Here is a 19,119-nt window from a genome sequence, read left to right on the forward strand (position 1 = left end):
TAAGTACTCGTGAAGTTGGGGGAATGGGGATGCATAGTCCTTATTATGAACGTAGACGCCAAGCGTTAAGACAAAAGTGATTTTAAAATAAAAAGCAGTGGTTTTACATGATTAAACAATTATCTTTCTTACCAAAAACCGATAGATTAGCAACGCAAGGGGAGTTAGAGGGTGTTCTTATATAAACAGTTAGGAACGATTCGTAAGGTAATGAAAGTCACTCCTCCTTATGAAAGGAGAGAACGTGGCCCTATACATGCTGTTGGAAAGCCGTTGGAGGATGTAGCAATTGCAAATTTGCAATAAAGCGGGCATGAAGAGTGGCTGGAGTTAATGTCATTCCGTATTGATCAGTTTTTAAGTCGATTGGGTCATGGCTGTACTGGTAAGATGCAGAGGGAGATTATTAATAAGCGTTATTTAGAAGGAGAATCTGTATGTGATTATATGGTCTATAGCGAAATTGGAATGGCTGAACGTATTTATCATCGTTGGAAGTTCAGAGCAATTTCTAATTTTGCTTTTGCTCTTAAATTAGAAATTAAGAAGTAAGTGATTTAAAGCCAAAAAAAGACCACCCTTTTAGGCGGTTTTCTTTTTCATATATTTGTACCACAATTATTTTTTGTATGTGGTTAAAACTAGTTTTTAAGAAGCATATGTTGTAGCAACTGCAGAAATTCTTTATCACTTTTATCATCTTTCATATAATCCTGTTCATAGTTAAAAATCATTCGCACTAACATAAAAGCTGTTAGCGGTAATGGTACCTTCAGAAAAGCCCCTTGCTGATAACCTTTTTCAAGCAAATTACTTATCATTTTAATTGCTTCTTCTTCAGATTTTTTAAAACAAGCTATAATTTCAGGTGAATGGTACTCTTTATATTCTTGAAAGAGTGTAGAAACAAATGGGTCTTGATGATATTCTAGGCTGATGTAATGAAGGATTTTTTGTATTCGAAGTAAAATATCCTTTTCCTCTTTAAATAAATCAAATAATTGTGAGCGTTTAAGTTGAATATGACGCATATAGCAGTCACATAATATTTCAGTTTTATCTGTATAGTAATAATAAATAGTACCTTTACCAACTTTAGCTTTCTTTGCAATTTCATCAACCGTCGTGTTACGGACACCACGCGTAGAGAACAGTATTGTGGCAGATTGAATGATTTTCATCTTTTTATTCTCTTTTTCTAATTTGATCATTGTCTACACCCTATCCTTGATATATTTAGCGAAGTTTTCGGTCTTTACATACTGTATCAGTTCATTTGTAATTTTGTAACTCTTAATAAAAATTCCTCTATTTGTTTCTTATAGAATAACATACACCATTCTTATTTCTAGTATATAACTATAATAGAATGCAACTTTCTAATTTAGGGATAAAATGAAAGTGTGAGGTAATAATTTTTAATCGGACGATGAGAATTCAAATGAAAGGGGATAGTTACTTCTTTATCGATTGAATTATTTGATTTTTCATTCGATTCATTTTATTATATAAACATGACTAAAAGATGTTTTTAGTCGGATTTTTTTATGAAAAACCGACTGATATCTGATTTTAGTCGATTTCTATACTATTTGAGAGAAGGTAGACACTATGTGTGGAATTGCAGGGTGGATAGACTGGTCTAAAGACTTGTCTAATGAACAAGAAACGTTAAAAAAAATGACAGATGCTATCATTCATCGAGGACCTGATGCAGAGGGGCATTGGTTTTCAAAGCGAGCGGCATTAGGTCATCGACGTCTCATCGTCATTGATCCTGAAGGTGGCCTTCAACCTATGCTGTATAAAGATGGAAATGATACGATTGGTCTTACGTTCAATGGAGAAATTTATAACTATCAAGAATTACGTAAAGAACTTGAGGAGAAAGGTCATGAATTTCAGACAAAGTCTGATACAGAGGTATTACTGCATGCTTATTTAGAATGGCAAGAAGATTGTGTTCAACACTTAAATGGGATTTTTGCTTTTGGTATTTGGGATGAAAGATTTGGGAAATTGATGCTTGGTCGTGATCATCTAGGTGTGAAGCCTTTATTTTTCGCTCAAAGAGGGAGTGCAATTCTCTTTGGTTCAGAGTTAAAAGTTTTACTTTCGCATCCACTTGTAGATGCAGAAGTAGATAAAGAAGGGCTTTCTGAGATATTTTGTCTTGGACCAACACGTACTCCAGGTCATGCGATTTTCAAGGATATACACGAAGTGCGTGCTGGCCATTATATGACATTTACCACTAATGGCTCGAATACGACACAGTATTGGAAACTTGAAAGTAAAAACCATATAGATGATATTGATACGACAGTGGAGACAATCCGCTCTATTTTACAAGATACGGTTAAACGTCAGTTAATTGCTGATAGACCAGTAGTATCTATGCTTTCCGGAGGTTTAGATTCAAGTGGCCTAACAGGTTTAGCAGGAAACGAATTTGGGAATAAAGGGGAACGCCTTCATACTTATTCCCTGAATTTCATCAATGATGAAAAAGACTTTAAGCAAGACTTTCTTCGTTTTGATCGTGATGAACCTTGGGTGAAACGTGTGGCAGAATATGTAGGAACAAAGCATCACTCTATAGAGTTGGGATCAGATAGTTTAATAGAGCATTTATTAATTCCAATGCGAGCGCGTGATCTACCTGGAGTTGGAGAACTAGAAACGTCTCTTTATTTGCTATTTAAGGAAATGAAAAAAGACGCAACAGTTGCACTTTCAGGCGAATCTGCAGATGAAGTATTCTCAGGATATCCATGGTTCCATCAAGAAAAGTTTTTAGATGCAGAGATATTCCCTTGGAGTGTTAATTTATGGTATAGTACCGAAATTTTATCTGAGGATCTTAAAGCGAAGATTAGCCCTGAAAAATACCAAAAACAAAAATTTGAAGATGCGGTTGCTGAGGTTCCCTTTTTAGAAGGTGAAAGTGATCTGCAAAGGAAGCAACGTCAAATGTCTTACATGTTTATTACACGTTTCTTGCCATTTATGCTAGAACGAAAAGATCGTACAAGTATGATGAATGGCTTTGAAGTACGAGTTCCATTTTGCGATTACCGGCTTGTAGAATACTTATGGAATGTCCCATTCGAAAAAAAGAGTATAGACAATATTGAAAAAGGTATTTTACGTCGAGCTTTTGAAAATGTACTTCCAGAGGATGTACGTTATCGCAAAAAAAGTGCATATCCAAGCACAAAGGATGCTTCTTATCTACAAGGTATTAGTGATTGGATGTTACATGTGTTGAACGATCCTCAATCACCTATTTTGCCATTAATTAATGTAGAAAGAGTCCGTGCTATTGCAGAAGGAAAAGACGAAGTAATTTCAGGTAATGATGCACGAGGTATAATAGATTATTTACTTCAAGTTAATAGTTGGCTTCAGGAATATAAGATTAAATTAGTATGGTAGATTTGACATTCCCACCCCTAAAGGGGCAAGCTGACTAACGTCAGTGGGATTCTTGCTACCAAAGGCAAAGTCCATTTCTGGTATCGCTGACGTGCAAGATTGCGGTGTGTCATCACCACTCCCACAACAGACCATATAGGTTCGTGGGCTACGTTACTGTGACCATACCGTACAGGTTGTTGGTTCTCAAATGTTTTAACGTCTTGTTCTTGACGACTTAACACATTTTACGGAGTAGAAGAATTGGCTACTCCAACCTCACATGTATTCTGCTTTCAGAGAACAGTTGTTTTAGAGTCTTTTGCATGACTATAAATGAAGTATATCATGTTTTGTTATGCAAAAACGATACTTTCATCCCATGCCTAAAGGCGGACTAAAGTCCTACATGGGCTTTTCCATATCGCAAAAGCTGTAATTTTCAAATAAAGAGAATAGCTGAAACATCAATGACCTAAGTGAACCGCATCTCCAATGTATTAGATAGTTATCTAATAATTGGAGATGCGGTTTTATTATTTTGATTTGCAATAATGCTAATCAGTTAGTAAATTAGAATTGAATAAGGGACATGGAAAGAACTAGGGGGAATAATATGAATTGGAGGTCCCACGTAAAGGAGAATACGATGAACCTTATAATTAGAGAATTAGAAGTAGATGATTTAGACAATTTACCGGAGATTGATGATAATTTTATAGTAAACTCTCGGTTAATTTTTTCTCTTTCAAAAGTAAATAAGCAAATAGAATATACAGTAGAAGACGTTCCAAGTTATGAGAAAAGTTATTTACAAGATCAATATGATGATGAACTAGCATACACTGAATATATAAATAAGACTGAACAAGTAATTTACATAGCAATTTTACATGACCAAATTATAGGAGTAATGGTATTGAAAAAGAATTGGAATCACTATGCTTACATAGAAGATATAAAGGTGGATAAAAAATATCGTTCACTTGGAGTTGGTAGGAGGTTAATTGAGCAAGCAACGCAGTGGGCAAAAGAAAGCAATATGCCAGGTATAATGCTTGAAACACAAAATAATAATGTAGCAGCATGTAGGTTCTATGAAAAATGTGGGTTTGTAATAGGTGGATTGGATTTTTTAGTATATAAAGGGATACATGAAGTAAGCGATGAAGTTGCAATGTATTGGTATTTGCATTTTAAATGAAAGTAAACCATAACTCGAATATATAAATTCCTCGCTGTTATATTCGGGACAAGCAAATAATTAAAAGAAAAAGGAGGTTTCTTTCCGAGAGTAGGGGCATCTTTGATCTTGCTACCGATAATCAAATGATATGTTAATTAGATTTTGATATTGTATGCATCGTCTTTTCTTCAATTAAATAAAAAATACATCCTTATAGGGATGTATTTTTTATTTAATAATAATGTTATAAATTATTCTACATGAACCGATATACTTTTAGATAATACTTGCATTGAGAAAGGAACTCTAGCTTCAAAAGCTATAGTGTTTGTTGAATTTGGTGTGTTTGAGAAGATGTACGAATCTTTGATACGTAATCTAAATGTTTTTTCAGATCCGAATGGACCAGTATAAGAACTGACTTCGTCTAAAGAACCTCCTGCATATCTAACACCATTAATAGTTAAAGCTTCTGAATATGAATCCGGTGTACCTACTTCACTAACTTTCACATAAAGATAATCGCCTTTAAGAACAGGAATAGATAAGTAAGAACTTGCACTATACATTTTGTTATTATCGCCTACAGCACTAATGCTAACACTTCGTAGTGGAGAAGAATCCGCCTTTGAAATAGTTGGTAAAAATGCTAGTGTAAGTGCAAAACACATAGCTAACATGCCCATAAATTTTTTCATATTAACAACTCCTTAGGTATTTATTTAACATCCTGTATTTTACAGGTTAAAAATGTAAATTTCAATATCGTTATATAAAGAAAAATTATGTAATTATGCATAATTAATATAAAGTACACAAAAACTCGGATACATAAATCCCTTGGGGTTACATTGGGGATACGAAAATAACTAAAAGAAAAAGGCGTCTACAGAAAAAATTTCTATTCTTATATTTGTAGGATAGTTTTAGATAAAAAAATAAAGAGTTTAGTAATATATATATGTCTTAATGTAAAATATATATTGCATATATTTTGTTGATAATTTAATATATAGAATATAAGATATTGTGGTATGAAGTTAACTTTACAAATGAGGTTTATTTAATGTTTGTAAGTAAAGAGAAAATGGGAAGAGTTAAAAAGGTCTAACTCAACAGGAGTTGGCCGATGTTGTAAACGTTACGCGACGAACCAGTAGCCTTATTGAAAGCAATAAGTGTAACCCTTCTTTAAAGCTTTGTATGCATATAGCTAAAACAATAGATAAGAATTTAGATAAATTATTTTGGGAGGAACTCTAAAATGGAAAAACTAAAAAAATGGTTTTCACTCAGTACACACTCAGATGAAAGAATTCAACAAATCGAAATGAAAATTTGGGCGCAATCTGGAATTATTGTCCTACTTTTAGCTTTTATAGATGTTGTAATAAGGGGAGCATATCTACACCACCCATTCCTAGAATGGATGGCTTCATTAGCTATTATAATTTGTTATATGATTTTCTTCTTTATTAAATCTATTCTAACTGGTGTTTATGAAACAGATATTAATAATAAAGAGCAATTAAAAGAAAAATTAAAAGAAAAAATGAGTAATACCTTTATTTTTTCTTTTGTCGCAATAGGTGCTACTACATACAAATATTACTTCCCTGAAGATTTGGGTGGATGGTTAGCAGCAATAGCAAAATTCATTATACTTTTCGTTTTCCTATTTGGTATTCAATATCTTATTACAGTAATAGCTTGGAAGAGATCAAATAAAATTTAAAACATATAGACAAAAAAGCTTATCCTATAGTACTTAATGATAAGCTTTTTTATTATTTTTTTCATTATTTTTCTGCTATTGTGTACTTGCTTCTCTTAGGTTGATAGTGATGTGGCCCTCCCAAATCGTGCTCTTAAAAACAGTAAATCTAATATCTAGTATTATATCTGTATCCACAATTTAATTGATAAACAAAACACAGAATATTCAAATAATAAAATTGTAAATATCTTGAAACCGCTGTTTTAAAGGTAATAATCGTTGAATTTCATTATTTTTCCGCTTTCTGTAGGGTATATATTTTTATAGCTTTATGTATTAAGATAGAGTTGTGCTAGAAAATACCGGTAAAAAAGCATAAATAAGGAAAAAGGGATGGGATTAAAAATGAAGACTATGTTAAGGAATATTGTATCAATGGCTCTCGTGCTAGCTTTGTTTACAACTTCTTTCGCTGGAATCTCCAAAGCTCAAGAGATCAATAGTGAAGAAGAAAAATTAGTACAAGAAGTAGCTGCACAATTGAAATTTGTTGTTGAAGAAGCTTCAGTTAGAGATAAACATGGAAGAGTAGTAGATATTGATATCGATATGATAGAAAACAAATATGGTAAAACTGAAGAATTAGAACAATTGAGACAAGAAATCCAACGTGTAAATACACCACCTGGCTATGAAGATCCATTCAAACAAGAAACAGAAGCTGTAGATAACTGTATAGAAAGAAAACTTATTGCAAATTATGTAGAATTTCTATCAGTAGGTTTTTTAGGTTCTATTATTGCTAATATTACTAACAAAGAATATGAATTAGCGGCTAGAAAAATGATTAGATTAGGCGTCAAAGGTAATTTAGTTAGTTTAGCTGGTCAACTTGCTTGGTATCTAGGTACATGTATATATGAAGAAGAAGGATGGACTGGAAAAACTTGGTGATTGATAAAAAACAACCTCTTATCTTCTAGAGGTTGTTTTTTTTGAAGAAAATAACCACATCATAATTTCAAAAAACGCTACTATAAATAGTGTTTTTATAAGGTTTTCAAACCAATTGAAATGATTATGATTAGCATAGTTAAAAGCTATCAATACAATATACAGTAGGACTATAAAAATTAACGGTCTCTTATTAGTGAAACTCAAATTATTCACCCCTTAAATACTTACTTAAGAAAGTTACCTTAATACTATGTTAACCCAAAGTGCAATCATTTTCGATGATTTTCTATATTTCTCCACATTTGTAACAGGAACCCTTTTTCGAAAACGCGTTCTCATAATAAATTCTCTTTGAAAAAACGTCGAAATTTGTCATCAGAATGCCCCCCTATATATGAGAGGCCGAAACCAGTTCCTGCTGATGAGAGATTGAGTGAACGTATAACGTTGTTCTTCCTTATTCGCAGGATGTTTTAATTAGCATGCAAATAAGAGGTAACGAGCCTTATTCTGTATGTATTTCTTGATTTCATTCGTAATTGAAATAGTCTTCAAAACTTCATTAATTTAAAGGGTCTAAGCAGAGGAAAGCTTCTGTTCTCCTTTAAGTTGATACCTGTGCCTACTAATAGGGTGTCAATTTAAAGGGGTACGGAAATATCCCGATATAAAATTTGGAAATTACTGGGAGAACTTTTGCTTCTCTCATAGCCACTGACGTTAGGCGCGTAGTCATATTTTAAAAATGTAAGGGTGCAGTAGCTATGAGAGAAATAGAAATTCTAAATATATATTAGAATTTATTTTCTTGCATTGAGAAAATGAGTTCCTAATATTCACAATAATTAAATAAAATTTTCTATATATTATAAATATTTACAATTATGTAAACTTTGTTACAGTTAAGGTGTGAGTTATAAAACTATTAAAGGGGGAATTTTTATGTTCAAGAAATTAGTAGTGGGAGCATTAGCAACTGGTTTTGTATTAACAGGGGGTATGGGAGCCTCAGCTGCAACATCTACAGTTGATCATACTAATAAAAAACTTGATTCACCACAGTTTTCATCTTATGACATGTATGAATATCATACTAGTTGTCCTAGGCTTACTAGTAATGCTCCCTATAGAATGTCAATGATAAATGAAAATGGGATTTTCGCTAACTCTTTTACTGATCGAGAAACAGGAATCACTTGGTACTTTAAAGGAACTGGGGCTCATAAGTCCATTGGATGCTACGAGGGAAAAACGAAATAATCAAAGATACCTCTATAAAGGAAGTACACCAAGAAAGGTATTAATTAAAGAATAGCATCCGTAATGGGTGCTTTTTCTTTGCTATATAGAAATTACACAATAATGAACAAATTTAACACCTAAAAAGAAATTGGGTATAAGCACATTTATTCTTAGAGATACATATTATATATCATGAAAAACTTCTTTGTTTTTCAAATAACGGACAGAATGATGTGAACGAAACTCGCAGCAATAGTACATAAAAAGTTCGCCTTAATTGGTGAACTTTTTATTTTGGACCAATTGGACATTGGTAAAGGAAATAAGAGGTGACTTTAACACTAGATGTCTTGTTTGTCGTTAAGGAAAGGTCAGTGCAAAAGTGTTGCATTTTGCAAAACAAACTCAACAAAAACCAAATAATGTAAAAGAGATGTGAAAATCACTTAATGTAACACATTATATAATAAAGATACATTTAATGTAACATAACGTATGGAGGGCTAAGGAATGAAGATTGTGCAGCAAATTTGAGATAAGAAAAAACTAGAAGAAGTGAAAGAGGTTTTACGTTGTCAATCTTATCGTGATTTATTTTTATTAGAAAAGGGAATCAATACAGATTTAAGAATTAGTGGCTTATTAAAGTTACATGTAAATAATGTGAAAGAAAGCTACATCTAATATTAAACCCAATACATTTATGGAAATAGTAAATAATAGAGTCATGTTACGATTAATGCATGTAAATGATGTCGAAAATTTATTTACCACTGTGGAAGAAAATAAGGAAATATGGAAGTGTTTAACAGTTAAAATGGATAGCTATCAAGATATGGAGCAGTATGTTCAAGTAGCAATAAAAGGTTTTGAAGGGGAAACTGATTTACCATTTGTTGTTGTAGATCAGAAAACGAATGAAATTGTAGGCAGTACACGTTTGTACAGTATTTCAAATGATAACAAAACGGTTGAACTTGGGCAAACGTGGTATCACCCCAGTGTACATCGTACAAGTATAAATACTGAGTGTAAGTATATGTTATTGCAATATGCTTTTGAAGAATTACATATGTTACGTGTGCAAATAAAAACGGATTTACGAAATGAAAAAGCTCAGCGCGCAATTGAAAGGCTTGGTGCTGTAAAAAAAGGTGTATTGCGAAACGAGAGACAACTGCCAAATGGTTATGTAAGGGATGCAGTTGTATATAGTATTATTGCAAGCGAATGGTTGGTTATATAAGAACAAATATTACAAAAACTAGCTGTATATAAATAAAGAGAAAATATATAATGCTTCTATATTATTAATGTTTTTATCTACTTTTTGTTTTATGTACAAAAGGCTATTGAAAAGGGTTCTGATATGAATATCAAACCCTTTTCAATAGGTATACTTATTTCACTGCCTCTTTTAATTCTTTTCCAGCCTTAAAAGCAGGTGCTTTTGAAGCCGCGATTTGCATTTCTTCACCTGTTTGTGGGTTACGTCCTGTACGTGCAGATCTTTCACGTACTTCAAATGTACCAAAACCAAGAATCTGTACTTTTTCTCCATTTGCTAACGCATTTGTTATTGTATCTAATAACGCTTGTGTTGCTGCAGCAGCCTCTTTTTGTGTAAGTTCAGCTTTTTCTGCTACTACTTTTGTTAATTCTGTTTTATTCATTTTCTGCACCTCTGCATATGTAATTAGGTGATTATTATAACGTGTGATTACTTATGATGCAATTATACTGTGCATAGGAAAAGCCATAGCAAGAGCTAGGGGGGCAATTGCTGTGTAAAAGGCACAAGGAGTATATTAATTATCGCGCTAAATTCTGTTCATATTTCTTTACTTCTTCCAAAGTTTTAAATATTAACACATCAAAAACTCCTTTTTCATTCCCACATACAACAACAAAACCATCCGTTGCTTCCAGAACTCTACCGACGCCACCATCTGTAAGCGTAATACTGGTGAGCTGTTTTACTTTCAGTTTTTCTTCTTTTCGAATGTAGGTAGTTATGGGTGTCCCAACAGGAAATGCGTCTGTGATCTCTTTTGTTGTATATGTGCCTTCATCTATTGATTGAGTTTTAGCTGTAATAGAATCAGTTTGAGTGGCACATCCTGTTGAACATATTAAAAGAATGCCAGTAATAATACTCGCACAAGCTGTTTTTACCATTCACAAAATCCTCCTATAACTGTTCGTATTTTCAACCCATTTAGGGTAACAAATTATATATACGAAGTTTGTTGGTTTATATGAGTCGTAAATCAACAAAGATACATGTATTTTGCCAGAATGTGTTTCAAACAAAAGAAAAGACACCCTAAGGTGCCTTCTTGCGATTTGAACCATCGTAATATGGTATTGGATGCCAATCCAATTATTATTTTACCACATTAAGTAATTTTGGTTGTTGAGAAATATAATTCAAATCTATATTTTGTTTATTTTTGTTTCGTTAGATTTTTGGTAGTGGATTCTTCAATCTGGTCAGATTTACTTTTAATTTCAGGGGTTATTGCTATCTTGCTACCCGGGTGCACACAATAACAGTATTACTTGCACCAGAATCAACTAAATTAATTAAGTGTGAAAAAAGTTAAAAACTAAAACGTATGCTATTATTATATTGAGAATTATAAATTAAAAGTGGCTTCTGGAAGGTAATAGTTATAACTGAAAACAATAAAGGGCAAGTTGTTTTTTAGCATTGATATTATAGGTTGTATTCTTTGCATTATAATTCTTGTTAGTTTTAGAACATGGATACACCCTTTATTATTCCTTATCTTCGGGCTAATTTTTCTTATTAATATAGTAAATACTCTTAAGGGAAATGGGCCTAATTCAAATTAAAATGAATTTGAATCCCTTTAAGGGGTCACAATATCAAAAAAAGAAATTGTACGTTTAGACACAAATGAACCAGTTCCCTGTACGTTAAGGAACTGGATACTTCTTTATTACTTTTTGATATAATTTTTGTCTCTTAATGGTCTTAGATTATTATAATTTGTTTTTTGGTTTAAACTACACAAATAATCCAAGAAACCAAAATGATTTTAATTTTTACATTCATCTGATTGAAAGATGAATGTTTTTTTGTACATATAAAAAAATAAAAATTTTTGTCACAAAAATCGCTATTCCGGGTTCTTTATAATACAGGCATCAAATGAGAGTGAGGTTTTAACCGACATGTTTAAGATAAAAAGGGAAGAAAGGCCTGTTTCAGATGTGACATTTGAAGATTTATTTAAACAAAACTATGTGTACGTTGTGAAACAGATTGTTTGGATTGTCAAAAACCAGACGATTGCTGAAGAATTGGCACAAGAAGTATTTTTACAGTTATACCGCAACAATTGGAAGAGGATTGAGAACTTATCTGGATGGCTAATAAAATCATCTACTTTTGTAGCTTATAAGTATTTAAGATCCGAAAAACGGCATCAGGCGAGAGTAGATAAAACCATACAATATCATGAAGTACAGCACATTTCATCCCTAGATGATGATTGGATTAGAAAAGAAGAAATTGCACAAGTACAAATGGCGCTAAGTGAAATGAATGAGAAAGATCGAACCATTTTATTAATGAAATTTTCTGGTTTTCAATATAAAGAAATTGGAGAGGTTCTACAAATCGACATATCATCTATTGGAACATTATTAGTACGAGCCAAGCAAAAGTTTCGTAAAATCTATCAACAATTAGAGGAGGCGTAATAAATGAATTGTTATGATATGGGATTTATTCAAGCATATATAGATGGTGAATTATCTGATGGGACAAGAAAAGAATTCACAAAACACATAGATACTTGTAACGCATGCCAAGATTTATTACTCGAAATCACCAAATTAAATCAATGGGAAAATGTCAAGTTAGAGGAAGCAACAGTACATTCATCAAAAGAAATTGAGATTGATGTTGACCAAGCGTGGAAAGTATTTGAAAGTCACACAAAATTAGAAAATGTTTCTTATATCAATGAAAAAACTGAACCGAAGAAGGGATTGTTTACAAATATGAATAAAAAATCAAAACGTTTCATGTATACTGCAGTAGCGGTAGCAGGGCTCTTTGCAACAGCTATGATTCCACAAGTTCGAGTGGCAGCTACAGATGTTGCCTCTTATTTTTCCAATGCAATTTCAAATGATACGATTATTGATGAAGGAAGAGACGTTACAAAAGGACAATTTATTCCTCTTGATGAAAAGATTACAGATCAAGGTGTTACAGTACATCTGAAAGAATTATATGTAGCGGATGAACGTATATCCGTTCATTACAAAATTGAAAAAGAAAATGGAAATGTAGTACCGTTTGAATTTGATACAACAGGGTTACAACTTGAAGATGACGGCAAAGTAAATGGTCAACAAGAAAATAACCCAGAGTATAAGAAAAATGGGTACTTCGGACAATTAGCATTTATTCAAGGAGGAAGTGATGGACCATTCGAACTAAAAGCATCAGGTGCAGAATTAAAGGAAATTGGTATTCGTTTTAAGGATAGACCAGAAGGTGTAATCACATTTATCGAAGGTCCTAAAGGAAAAGGTTCTTTCAAACAACCGCTCACGTTAGATGTAAACATAAACAGAATTGGAAAAGTATCTGGATCTTGGAAAGCACAACTTCAAATTGACCCTACCAAATTAAAAAAATAAAGCAAGTTCAAATGAAAAAAAGAATAGCACGATGTGTTTCCAATACCATGTTTATATTCTTGTTTGTGTTACTTACATTTATTTCATACATGATTTCTACTCTATCTTTGTTAAATTCATAATCATAAGAAGGTAGTAAATTAAGTAGCCGGTTCCGTAACGTACAGGGAACCGGCTGAAATGCGTTCAAATGGTATCCAAACGTACAATTTTCTTAAAATGATATGGTGCCCCCATGCCTATCAACTTAAGAATCTTTACTATCCCCAATTGTAAAAAACGTTATTCTTTCTAAAAAGCTAAATAGAAAGGATGACGTTTTTTTATGAATCTTTCGATTAAAGATGAATTACAACTATTTTCTGAAGAATTAAAGCAATATATTACACCTGTATTTTTAGCAGAACTTGCAAGAGAAATCGGATTTATAAAGCGAAAACGTAAGTTTTCTGCCTTAGACTTAGCTACGATTTGTATTTGGATCAGTCAACGAGTAGCAAATGCTCCCTTAGTACAATTATGTAGTAAACTTCATGCAGCCACTTATACCTTACTCAGCCTTGATGGCTTAAATAAACGCTTAAATACAAAGGCGGTTTTATTTTTACAACATATTTTTCTTTATTGTTACAACAAAAACCTGTGAACAAACACAGACTTTAGCATTTAAAATACATAAATATGTTTATGTATTTTAATAAATTGGAATACCATCTAAAAAATATCTAAATTTTTAAAAAACTTTAGATAAATTTTTAAAAAAACTTTAGATAAACTTTAAAAAAAACTTTAGATAAACTTTAAAAAAAACTTTAGATAAATTTTATATTTTCTTTGTATAATTTATGCATGAATATGAAAACTCTCTTTAAAAGATACACAACTTTTTTTGTAGTATCAAGGGTTGAAATGAACTTTATTAACAGCAAAAACTACAATATACAAGGAGAACACTTTATGAGTAAGAGAATAAACGAATTAGACTCAATACGAGGACTAGCGGCTATTACAGTTGTATTTGGACATTTTTGTTTAATGCTACCATCGTTGCCTAATTCTATTAAATTTTCCCCGCTTAGGTTTTTATGGGCTGGTGGGGAAGCTGTAATCGTTTTTTATGTACTCAGTGGTTTTGTGCTATCTATGGCACTCTATCATTCAAAAACAAATTATTGGGGATATTTAATTAAGCGATTTGTACGAATCTATATCCCTTATTATTTCTGGATATTCATCACCTTTGCTTTATTTGTTTTGTTTTCACCATATGAAGTTACGGGACTACGAGATTGGTTCTATGATAAGTGGCAAGGGCCAATAACAAACTTAGATATTATGAATCACTTTGTACTTCTGAATAACTTTTTTACGGATAATTATAATCCGGTTATCTGGTCATTAGCTCAAGAAATGCGTATATCTATTGTGTTTCCGTTGTTATTCCTTCTGTTTTATAAACAGAGTTGGAAGAAAACGCTACTGTTTGCTATGAGCTTTTCTTTAATTGGTATTTTCCTTAATATGTTGCATATTGGGAAAGCTGAGGGGTTTTATAATGGTTATGCCGATACACTGCATTTCACATCTATGTTTATGGTAGGAATGCTACTTTTTAAACATCAGGAAGAACTTACTCAATTATATAGAAGTATGAAAAACTTAAACAGAAAACTTTTTATCGCATTAGGGGTCTTTCTATATCTATATTCCATTATGATTTATGGGCTTTCTAGTAATGATACTACTTTCTTATTAAAAGATTGGGGTGTCGTAATTGGTGTTAGTATAATAATCATTATGGCAATGAATAACCTAAAGGTAAAAGCTATTTTAAATAAGGGTGTATTTGTTTATTTAGGGGAAATTTCATATAGTATCTATTTATGTCATTTTCCAATCACTATGGTACTCTTTAAACTTTTGTATGCAAAGATACCCACCCTTTTCCTTCTTATCTTATGTATTACAACGACAATACTTTGTTCTATATTATCGTATCATTTAATTGAAAAGAAATGTATCAATTGGGCAAAACAAAGAACAGCAAAGTTCAAAAAAAGTGTGACATTTGTAGGGGTACGGAAACGATTCAAAGAATAACCCCCTTTGAAAAATCCTCCAATTCAGGCGGTAGTTTTTCTTTAAAATTCTATATTAAACTTTGCACCTAAAAGAAATAATTTTGAGTCCGAAAAGGTACGAATTTTTAATACGAGGAGGAGTATATGAAGGATACGATTAAAACACGATTTATTATATTATTCTATATTAGTATTTTAGGTTTAGGAACCATGCTTGGAATATTTTATGTTAAGCATAAAACCAATATTCAAAGAAATAAAGTGATTGCTGCCGAAAAACGTTTATTGCAATATGAGCCCACCTTGAAAAGAGAATTAGAAAAATATAATTTAGGAGAGAAAACAGCAGTTTTATTAGGAATTATGTACCAGGAGAGTAGAGGTGAGGGTAACGATCCTATGCAGTCTTCTGAATCACTTGGATTAACGCCAAATGAAATTCAAGAGACAAGCTCGAGCATTAAACAAGGGGTAAAACACTTTGCTCAAATGTACAAATATGGAACGGAAAAAGATGTTAGCATGGATACAATTATTCAAAGCTATAATATGGGACCAGGGTATATTGATTTTATTGCTAGTCAAGAAGTTAAACAACACTCGGAAGATTCGGCCAAAAATTTTTCTAAGATGAAAGTTGATCAAAATCCAGAGATGTACACTTGTGGTGGAAATAAAAAAAATTTTAGGTATCCATATTGTTATGGTGATTTCACATATGCAACAAAGGTGAATGAAAAAGCAAAACTTATTGAAGAACTTCTCCGAAAAAATTCAAAATATATTTCAGAAAATTTTTAATGTAAGAACTTTAAGATTCATGTGAGAGATCTATTAAATCAGGTCATAGTGATACCCGTATTCTAAAAATAGTCTGACTACATGTCTGTTTCTGATAAGTTTGGAGTGACTCATGCAAAGTAGGCAGGATTTAAAAAGCACTCCACCAAGTTACGAGAATTTAGGTTTTACCGTAGGTACCATTTCACATTCTACAAAATAATATTAGGTTGATAATGTCTCTATTTAAATAAACTTTCCTTACCAAACTAATCATACACCTTTTTAAAGTAGTCTAATCAGTATGGATAATTTTGAGAATGTTCAATGTATCCTTATTATTGTAAAATTATATTAATAAATGTTAATGTACACATAAAAAACAGGATAGCTCCTATAAAAAGTATATACCACAATGGCTAGGGGGTTGAAATGGTGGAAAAAATAGTTTTTTTTAAAAAATTAGATAAGAAACTAATATTCATTTTATTCATATTATGTGTCACCAGTATTGTTGCAATATATAGTAGTCAGCAAACCGGGCAATATGGTAACCAAAATTTTGCTATGAAACAAATGGTAAATTACGCCATCGGATTTGTTTTATTATTAATTGTTGCCAATCTCGATTTAGATCAATTACAAAAATTAGCTTGGCCGATTTATATTGTGGGGTTCATCTCAATTATCATCTTAAAGATATTACCAGTATCAAGTTTTACACCTGAAATATCAGGTGCAAAAAGATGGTTTAGATTTCCAATTATCGGTGCTACTCAACCAGCTGAATTTTTTAAGCTTGCCTTACTTCTTCTGGTCGCAAGTTTAGTCGTAAAACATAATGCACAGTATATGGCACGGACATTTCAAACTGATTTACTTTTGATTGGTAAAATATTTTTGATATCTATTCCACCAGCGTTAGTTGTTTATAGTCAACCCGATACGGGAATGGTGTTCCTATATATAGCAGCCATTGCATGTATTATATTTATGTCAGGAATTCAAAAAAAGTTAATCGTACTATGTGCAGGAATTCCGATGACTGTATTGTCTGCTTTAATATTTATATACGTAAAATATCCAGATATTTTCTTCAATAAGTTAGTTACTTTATTAAAGCCTCACCAACAATCGCGAATTTTAGGCTGGTTAGATCCATTTCAGCATACAGATCAGGGATATCAAACTCAACAATCAATTTTAGCTGTTGGTAGTGGAGGAATAGAAGGAAAAGGCTTCGGTTCTGGAAATGTTTATATTCCAGAAAAACATACTGATTTCATTTTTGCCACAATTGCCGAAGAAGGCGGTTTTATAGTTGCCACTTTTATAATATGCATATTCTTCTTACTGCTTTCCCGAATACTTATAATTGGTAATTCCGCAAATAATTTATTCGGCACCTTACTATGCGCAGGAATTGTAGGCGTTCTAATGTTACAATTTTTTCAAAATATCGGTATGATTGTGGGATTAATGCCTGTCAAAGGTATTGCACTTCCATTTTTATCATATGGCGGAAGCTCTTTATTTTCGAACATGCTAATGATGGGGCTTATTCTATCCACACGAAAAACATACAAAGAATATATGTTTTCAGTGAACCAGAACTAAATATCAAATAAAAAGTGCTTATACCTTAAACTATTCGTAGAATAACACGAGATGAATAAAAAAGGTTACAGAGCTATAATCAAGTATTGTTAATAGACAGAGGTAGGAGAAAAATAAATCTACAAATTATGGTCAGGAGAGGTTTTGCTCTTTGTAAGGATGAAAGGAGAAAAGAACAACAAAGTTTCAAAAAAAAGTGTAATACATGGCGGAATCTTATTTCTTTAGTAAATATAAGAATCCCAAGTTGTTAGAAAAGCAATACCAGGATATGCAAGGTTTATCAATGGATTAGGCGGAATTTTTAAAGTAGGTGTAAAATGAATTTTATTAATGAACTAGAAAAGAAATTTACAAAACGACAAGTTATATTATTTATATCAATAATAGGATATTATTCTCTTTTAATAATGGCTACCACATTTGGTCGTTCAGCTGGGAATATCTTTGTAAGAACAATTGATTTCGATGTACTAAGCCAGTATCAACAAGCATGGAATCAATTTTCATTTAATTCTTTTTTTCATATCTTTGTTAATATAGGTATGCTGTTGCCGTTAGGGATTTTATTACCTTTATTTAGTGAAGTTTTTTTAAAAGCAAAATGGATGTTAATCAGTTCAATTACAACATCTTTATTTATTGAAACTCTTCAATTTATAACACTTCGTGGAAGTGCGGAACTAGACGATTTACTTCATAATACTATAGGAATGATGCTTGGGTATTGTATATTAAATATAATTCTTATTTTTATTAAAAAAAAGGAATCACACACACAAATAGTCAAATATTTAATCTTACCTACTGCAGTAAGCTTCGTCGCACTTGGAATAATTATTTCGTATCAAATGAAGGAATTTGGTAATATGCCATTTGATCCTTACAGAAAAACAGATATGTCTCATGTCACTATAAAAACATCACTAGAGTTAAGTAATGAAGGTAAAAAAATGCCTGTTTACGATTCTAAAGGTGAAATAGTGCGAGACGTCGAAATTATTTCTCCAAAAGAAGCATTTCAAAAGCTGAAACAAGGAGACATTTATCCTATGGGAACTTTCGAAGCGGGTGAAGAATTTGAAGGTGAGACATTAGTCATTACAGAGTATAATTTGGAGCACGTCACTGATACAAAAGGTTTTTCTCAACCGGTATATATTTTTCGCGTACAGTTAAAAAATCATGACATAGTTATTACGGTTCCACCTATTTCTGCGAGAAAATAATGCGAATTTTCTTATTTTATATATGATCAATAGGGTGGTTCTGTTGCAAAGTTTGAAAAAAACATAAACAGGTTGATAAATGTGAACTGCACCTCCGATTGTTAGACTGTGTCTAACAATCAGAGGTGCAGTTTTTTTATGACTAAATTTATTGCAGAAGACAAAATGAATGCAGTTATACATTATTAAAATGGAAATGAAAGTATAGAA

Annotated in this window: 16 protein-coding genes and 3 pseudogenes; 15 read left to right on the plus strand and 4 right to left on the minus strand. The window is 32.1% G+C overall.

Annotated elements, in window-relative coordinates; genetic code table 11:
- The first annotated feature begins 107 nt into the window (after positions 1-107).
- Positions 108-552 (plus strand): annotated as a pseudogene (locus QCI44_RS28670) (ArpU family phage packaging/lysis transcriptional regulator).
- Between the two features lie 89 nt (positions 553-641).
- Here the strand turns inward: QCI44_RS28670 and QCI44_RS28675 are convergent.
- Positions 642-1,211 carry a TetR/AcrR family transcriptional regulator gene (locus tag QCI44_RS28675; protein ID WP_016089892.1) on the minus strand — a complete coding sequence of 190 codons (570 nt, stop codon included), beginning with the start codon at positions 1,209-1,211 and terminating at the stop codon, positions 642-644.
- 400 nt (positions 1,212-1,611) lie between these two features.
- Here QCI44_RS28675 and asnB point away from each other — a divergent pair, with 400 nt between their 5' ends.
- Both asnB and satA read left to right on the plus strand, forming a co-directional pair.
- The gene (gene asnB / locus QCI44_RS28680) at positions 1,612-3,438 is read left to right on the plus strand and encodes an asparagine synthase (glutamine-hydrolyzing) (RefSeq protein WP_016089893.1); all 1,827 of its coding nucleotides are present in this window, start codon (positions 1,612-1,614) and stop codon (positions 3,436-3,438) included.
- A 628-nt stretch (positions 3,439-4,066) separates the two neighbouring features.
- Positions 4,067-4,621, plus strand: a complete 555-nt coding sequence (satA, locus tag QCI44_RS28685) for a streptothricin N-acetyltransferase SatA (RefSeq protein ID WP_033659953.1) — start codon at positions 4,067-4,069, stop codon at positions 4,619-4,621.
- Positions 4,622-4,854: 233 nt separating this feature from the next.
- Here the strand turns inward: satA and QCI44_RS28690 are convergent, their stop codons facing one another.
- Entirely contained in the window at positions 4,855-5,301 is a 447-nt protein-coding gene (locus tag QCI44_RS28690; protein ID WP_016089895.1) for a hypothetical protein, read from the minus strand.
- 368 nt (positions 5,302-5,669) lie between these two features.
- Here QCI44_RS28690 and QCI44_RS28695 point away from each other — a divergent pair.
- The 5 genes and pseudogenes from QCI44_RS28695 to QCI44_RS28715 all read left to right on the plus strand — a co-directional run bounded on the left by QCI44_RS28695 (position 5,670) and on the right by QCI44_RS28715 (position 9,765).
- Positions 5,670-5,866: pseudogene (locus tag QCI44_RS28695) on the plus strand (helix-turn-helix transcriptional regulator).
- A gap of 1 nt (position 5,867) precedes the next feature.
- Positions 5,868-6,338 carry a DUF6773 family protein gene (locus tag QCI44_RS28700; RefSeq protein ID WP_016089896.1) on the plus strand — a complete coding sequence of 157 codons (471 nt, stop codon included), beginning with the start codon at positions 5,868-5,870 and terminating at the stop codon, positions 6,336-6,338.
- Between the two features lie 375 nt (positions 6,339-6,713).
- On the plus strand, positions 6,714-7,274 hold the full coding sequence (locus tag QCI44_RS28705) for a hypothetical protein (RefSeq protein ID WP_016089897.1): 561 nt from the start codon (positions 6,714-6,716) through the stop codon (positions 7,272-7,274).
- Between the two features lie 945 nt (positions 7,275-8,219).
- The gene (locus QCI44_RS28710) at positions 8,220-8,537 is read left to right on the plus strand and encodes an LCI fold-containing protein (protein ID WP_016089898.1); all 318 of its coding nucleotides are present in this window, start codon (positions 8,220-8,222) and stop codon (positions 8,535-8,537) included.
- A 685-nt stretch (positions 8,538-9,222) separates the two neighbouring features.
- Positions 9,223-9,765, plus strand: a complete 543-nt coding sequence (locus QCI44_RS28715) for a GNAT family N-acetyltransferase (protein ID WP_033659935.1) — start codon at positions 9,223-9,225, stop codon at positions 9,763-9,765.
- A gap of 154 nt (positions 9,766-9,919) precedes the next feature.
- Here the strand turns inward: QCI44_RS28715 and QCI44_RS28720 are convergent, their stop codons facing one another.
- Positions 9,920-10,192 (minus strand): HU family DNA-binding protein, encoded by a 273-nt coding sequence (locus QCI44_RS28720; RefSeq protein ID WP_353811569.1) that lies wholly within the window; start codon positions 10,190-10,192, stop codon positions 9,920-9,922.
- A 139-nt stretch (positions 10,193-10,331) separates the two neighbouring features.
- Positions 10,332-10,697 carry a hypothetical protein gene (locus tag QCI44_RS28725; RefSeq protein ID WP_016089901.1) on the minus strand — a complete coding sequence of 122 codons (366 nt, stop codon included), beginning with the start codon at positions 10,695-10,697 and terminating at the stop codon, positions 10,332-10,334.
- Positions 10,698-11,720: 1,023 nt separating this feature from the next.
- On the opposite strand from QCI44_RS28725, the gene QCI44_RS28730 reads away from it, so the two are divergent.
- From QCI44_RS28730 to QCI44_RS28760, 7 genes and pseudogenes are all read left to right on the plus strand, one after another.
- Positions 11,721-12,251 (plus strand): RNA polymerase sigma factor SigX, encoded by a 531-nt coding sequence (locus QCI44_RS28730; RefSeq protein ID WP_016135797.1) that lies wholly within the window; start codon positions 11,721-11,723, stop codon positions 12,249-12,251.
- A gap of 3 nt (positions 12,252-12,254) precedes the next feature.
- Positions 12,255-13,202, plus strand: a complete 948-nt coding sequence (locus QCI44_RS28735; protein WP_353811570.1) for a DUF4179 domain-containing protein — start codon at positions 12,255-12,257, stop codon at positions 13,200-13,202.
- Positions 13,203-13,527: 325 nt separating this feature from the next.
- Positions 13,528-13,855: pseudogene (locus tag QCI44_RS28740) on the plus strand (IS4 family transposase); the annotation flags it as partial.
- A gap of 304 nt (positions 13,856-14,159) precedes the next feature.
- Positions 14,160-15,302, plus strand: a complete 1,143-nt coding sequence (locus tag QCI44_RS28745) for an acyltransferase family protein (protein WP_016135800.1) — start codon at positions 14,160-14,162, stop codon at positions 15,300-15,302.
- Between the two features lie 125 nt (positions 15,303-15,427).
- Positions 15,428-16,084, plus strand: a complete 657-nt coding sequence (locus tag QCI44_RS28750) for a lysozyme family protein (protein ID WP_016089906.1) — start codon at positions 15,428-15,430, stop codon at positions 16,082-16,084.
- A gap of 411 nt (positions 16,085-16,495) precedes the next feature.
- A complete protein-coding gene (locus QCI44_RS28755; RefSeq protein WP_353811571.1) occupies positions 16,496-17,680 on the plus strand; it encodes an FtsW/RodA/SpoVE family cell cycle protein in 1,185 nt (394 codons plus the stop codon).
- 320 nt (positions 17,681-18,000) lie between these two features.
- On the plus strand, positions 18,001-18,909 hold the full coding sequence (locus QCI44_RS28760) for a VanZ family protein (RefSeq protein ID WP_353811572.1): 909 nt from the start codon (positions 18,001-18,003) through the stop codon (positions 18,907-18,909).
- Positions 18,910-19,119 lie beyond the last annotated feature (210 nt).

This window comes from Bacillus cereus group sp. RP37 (genome assembly GCF_040459695.1).
In the GTDB taxonomy this organism is placed as follows: Bacteria; Bacillota; Bacilli; order Bacillales; family Bacillaceae_G; genus Bacillus_A.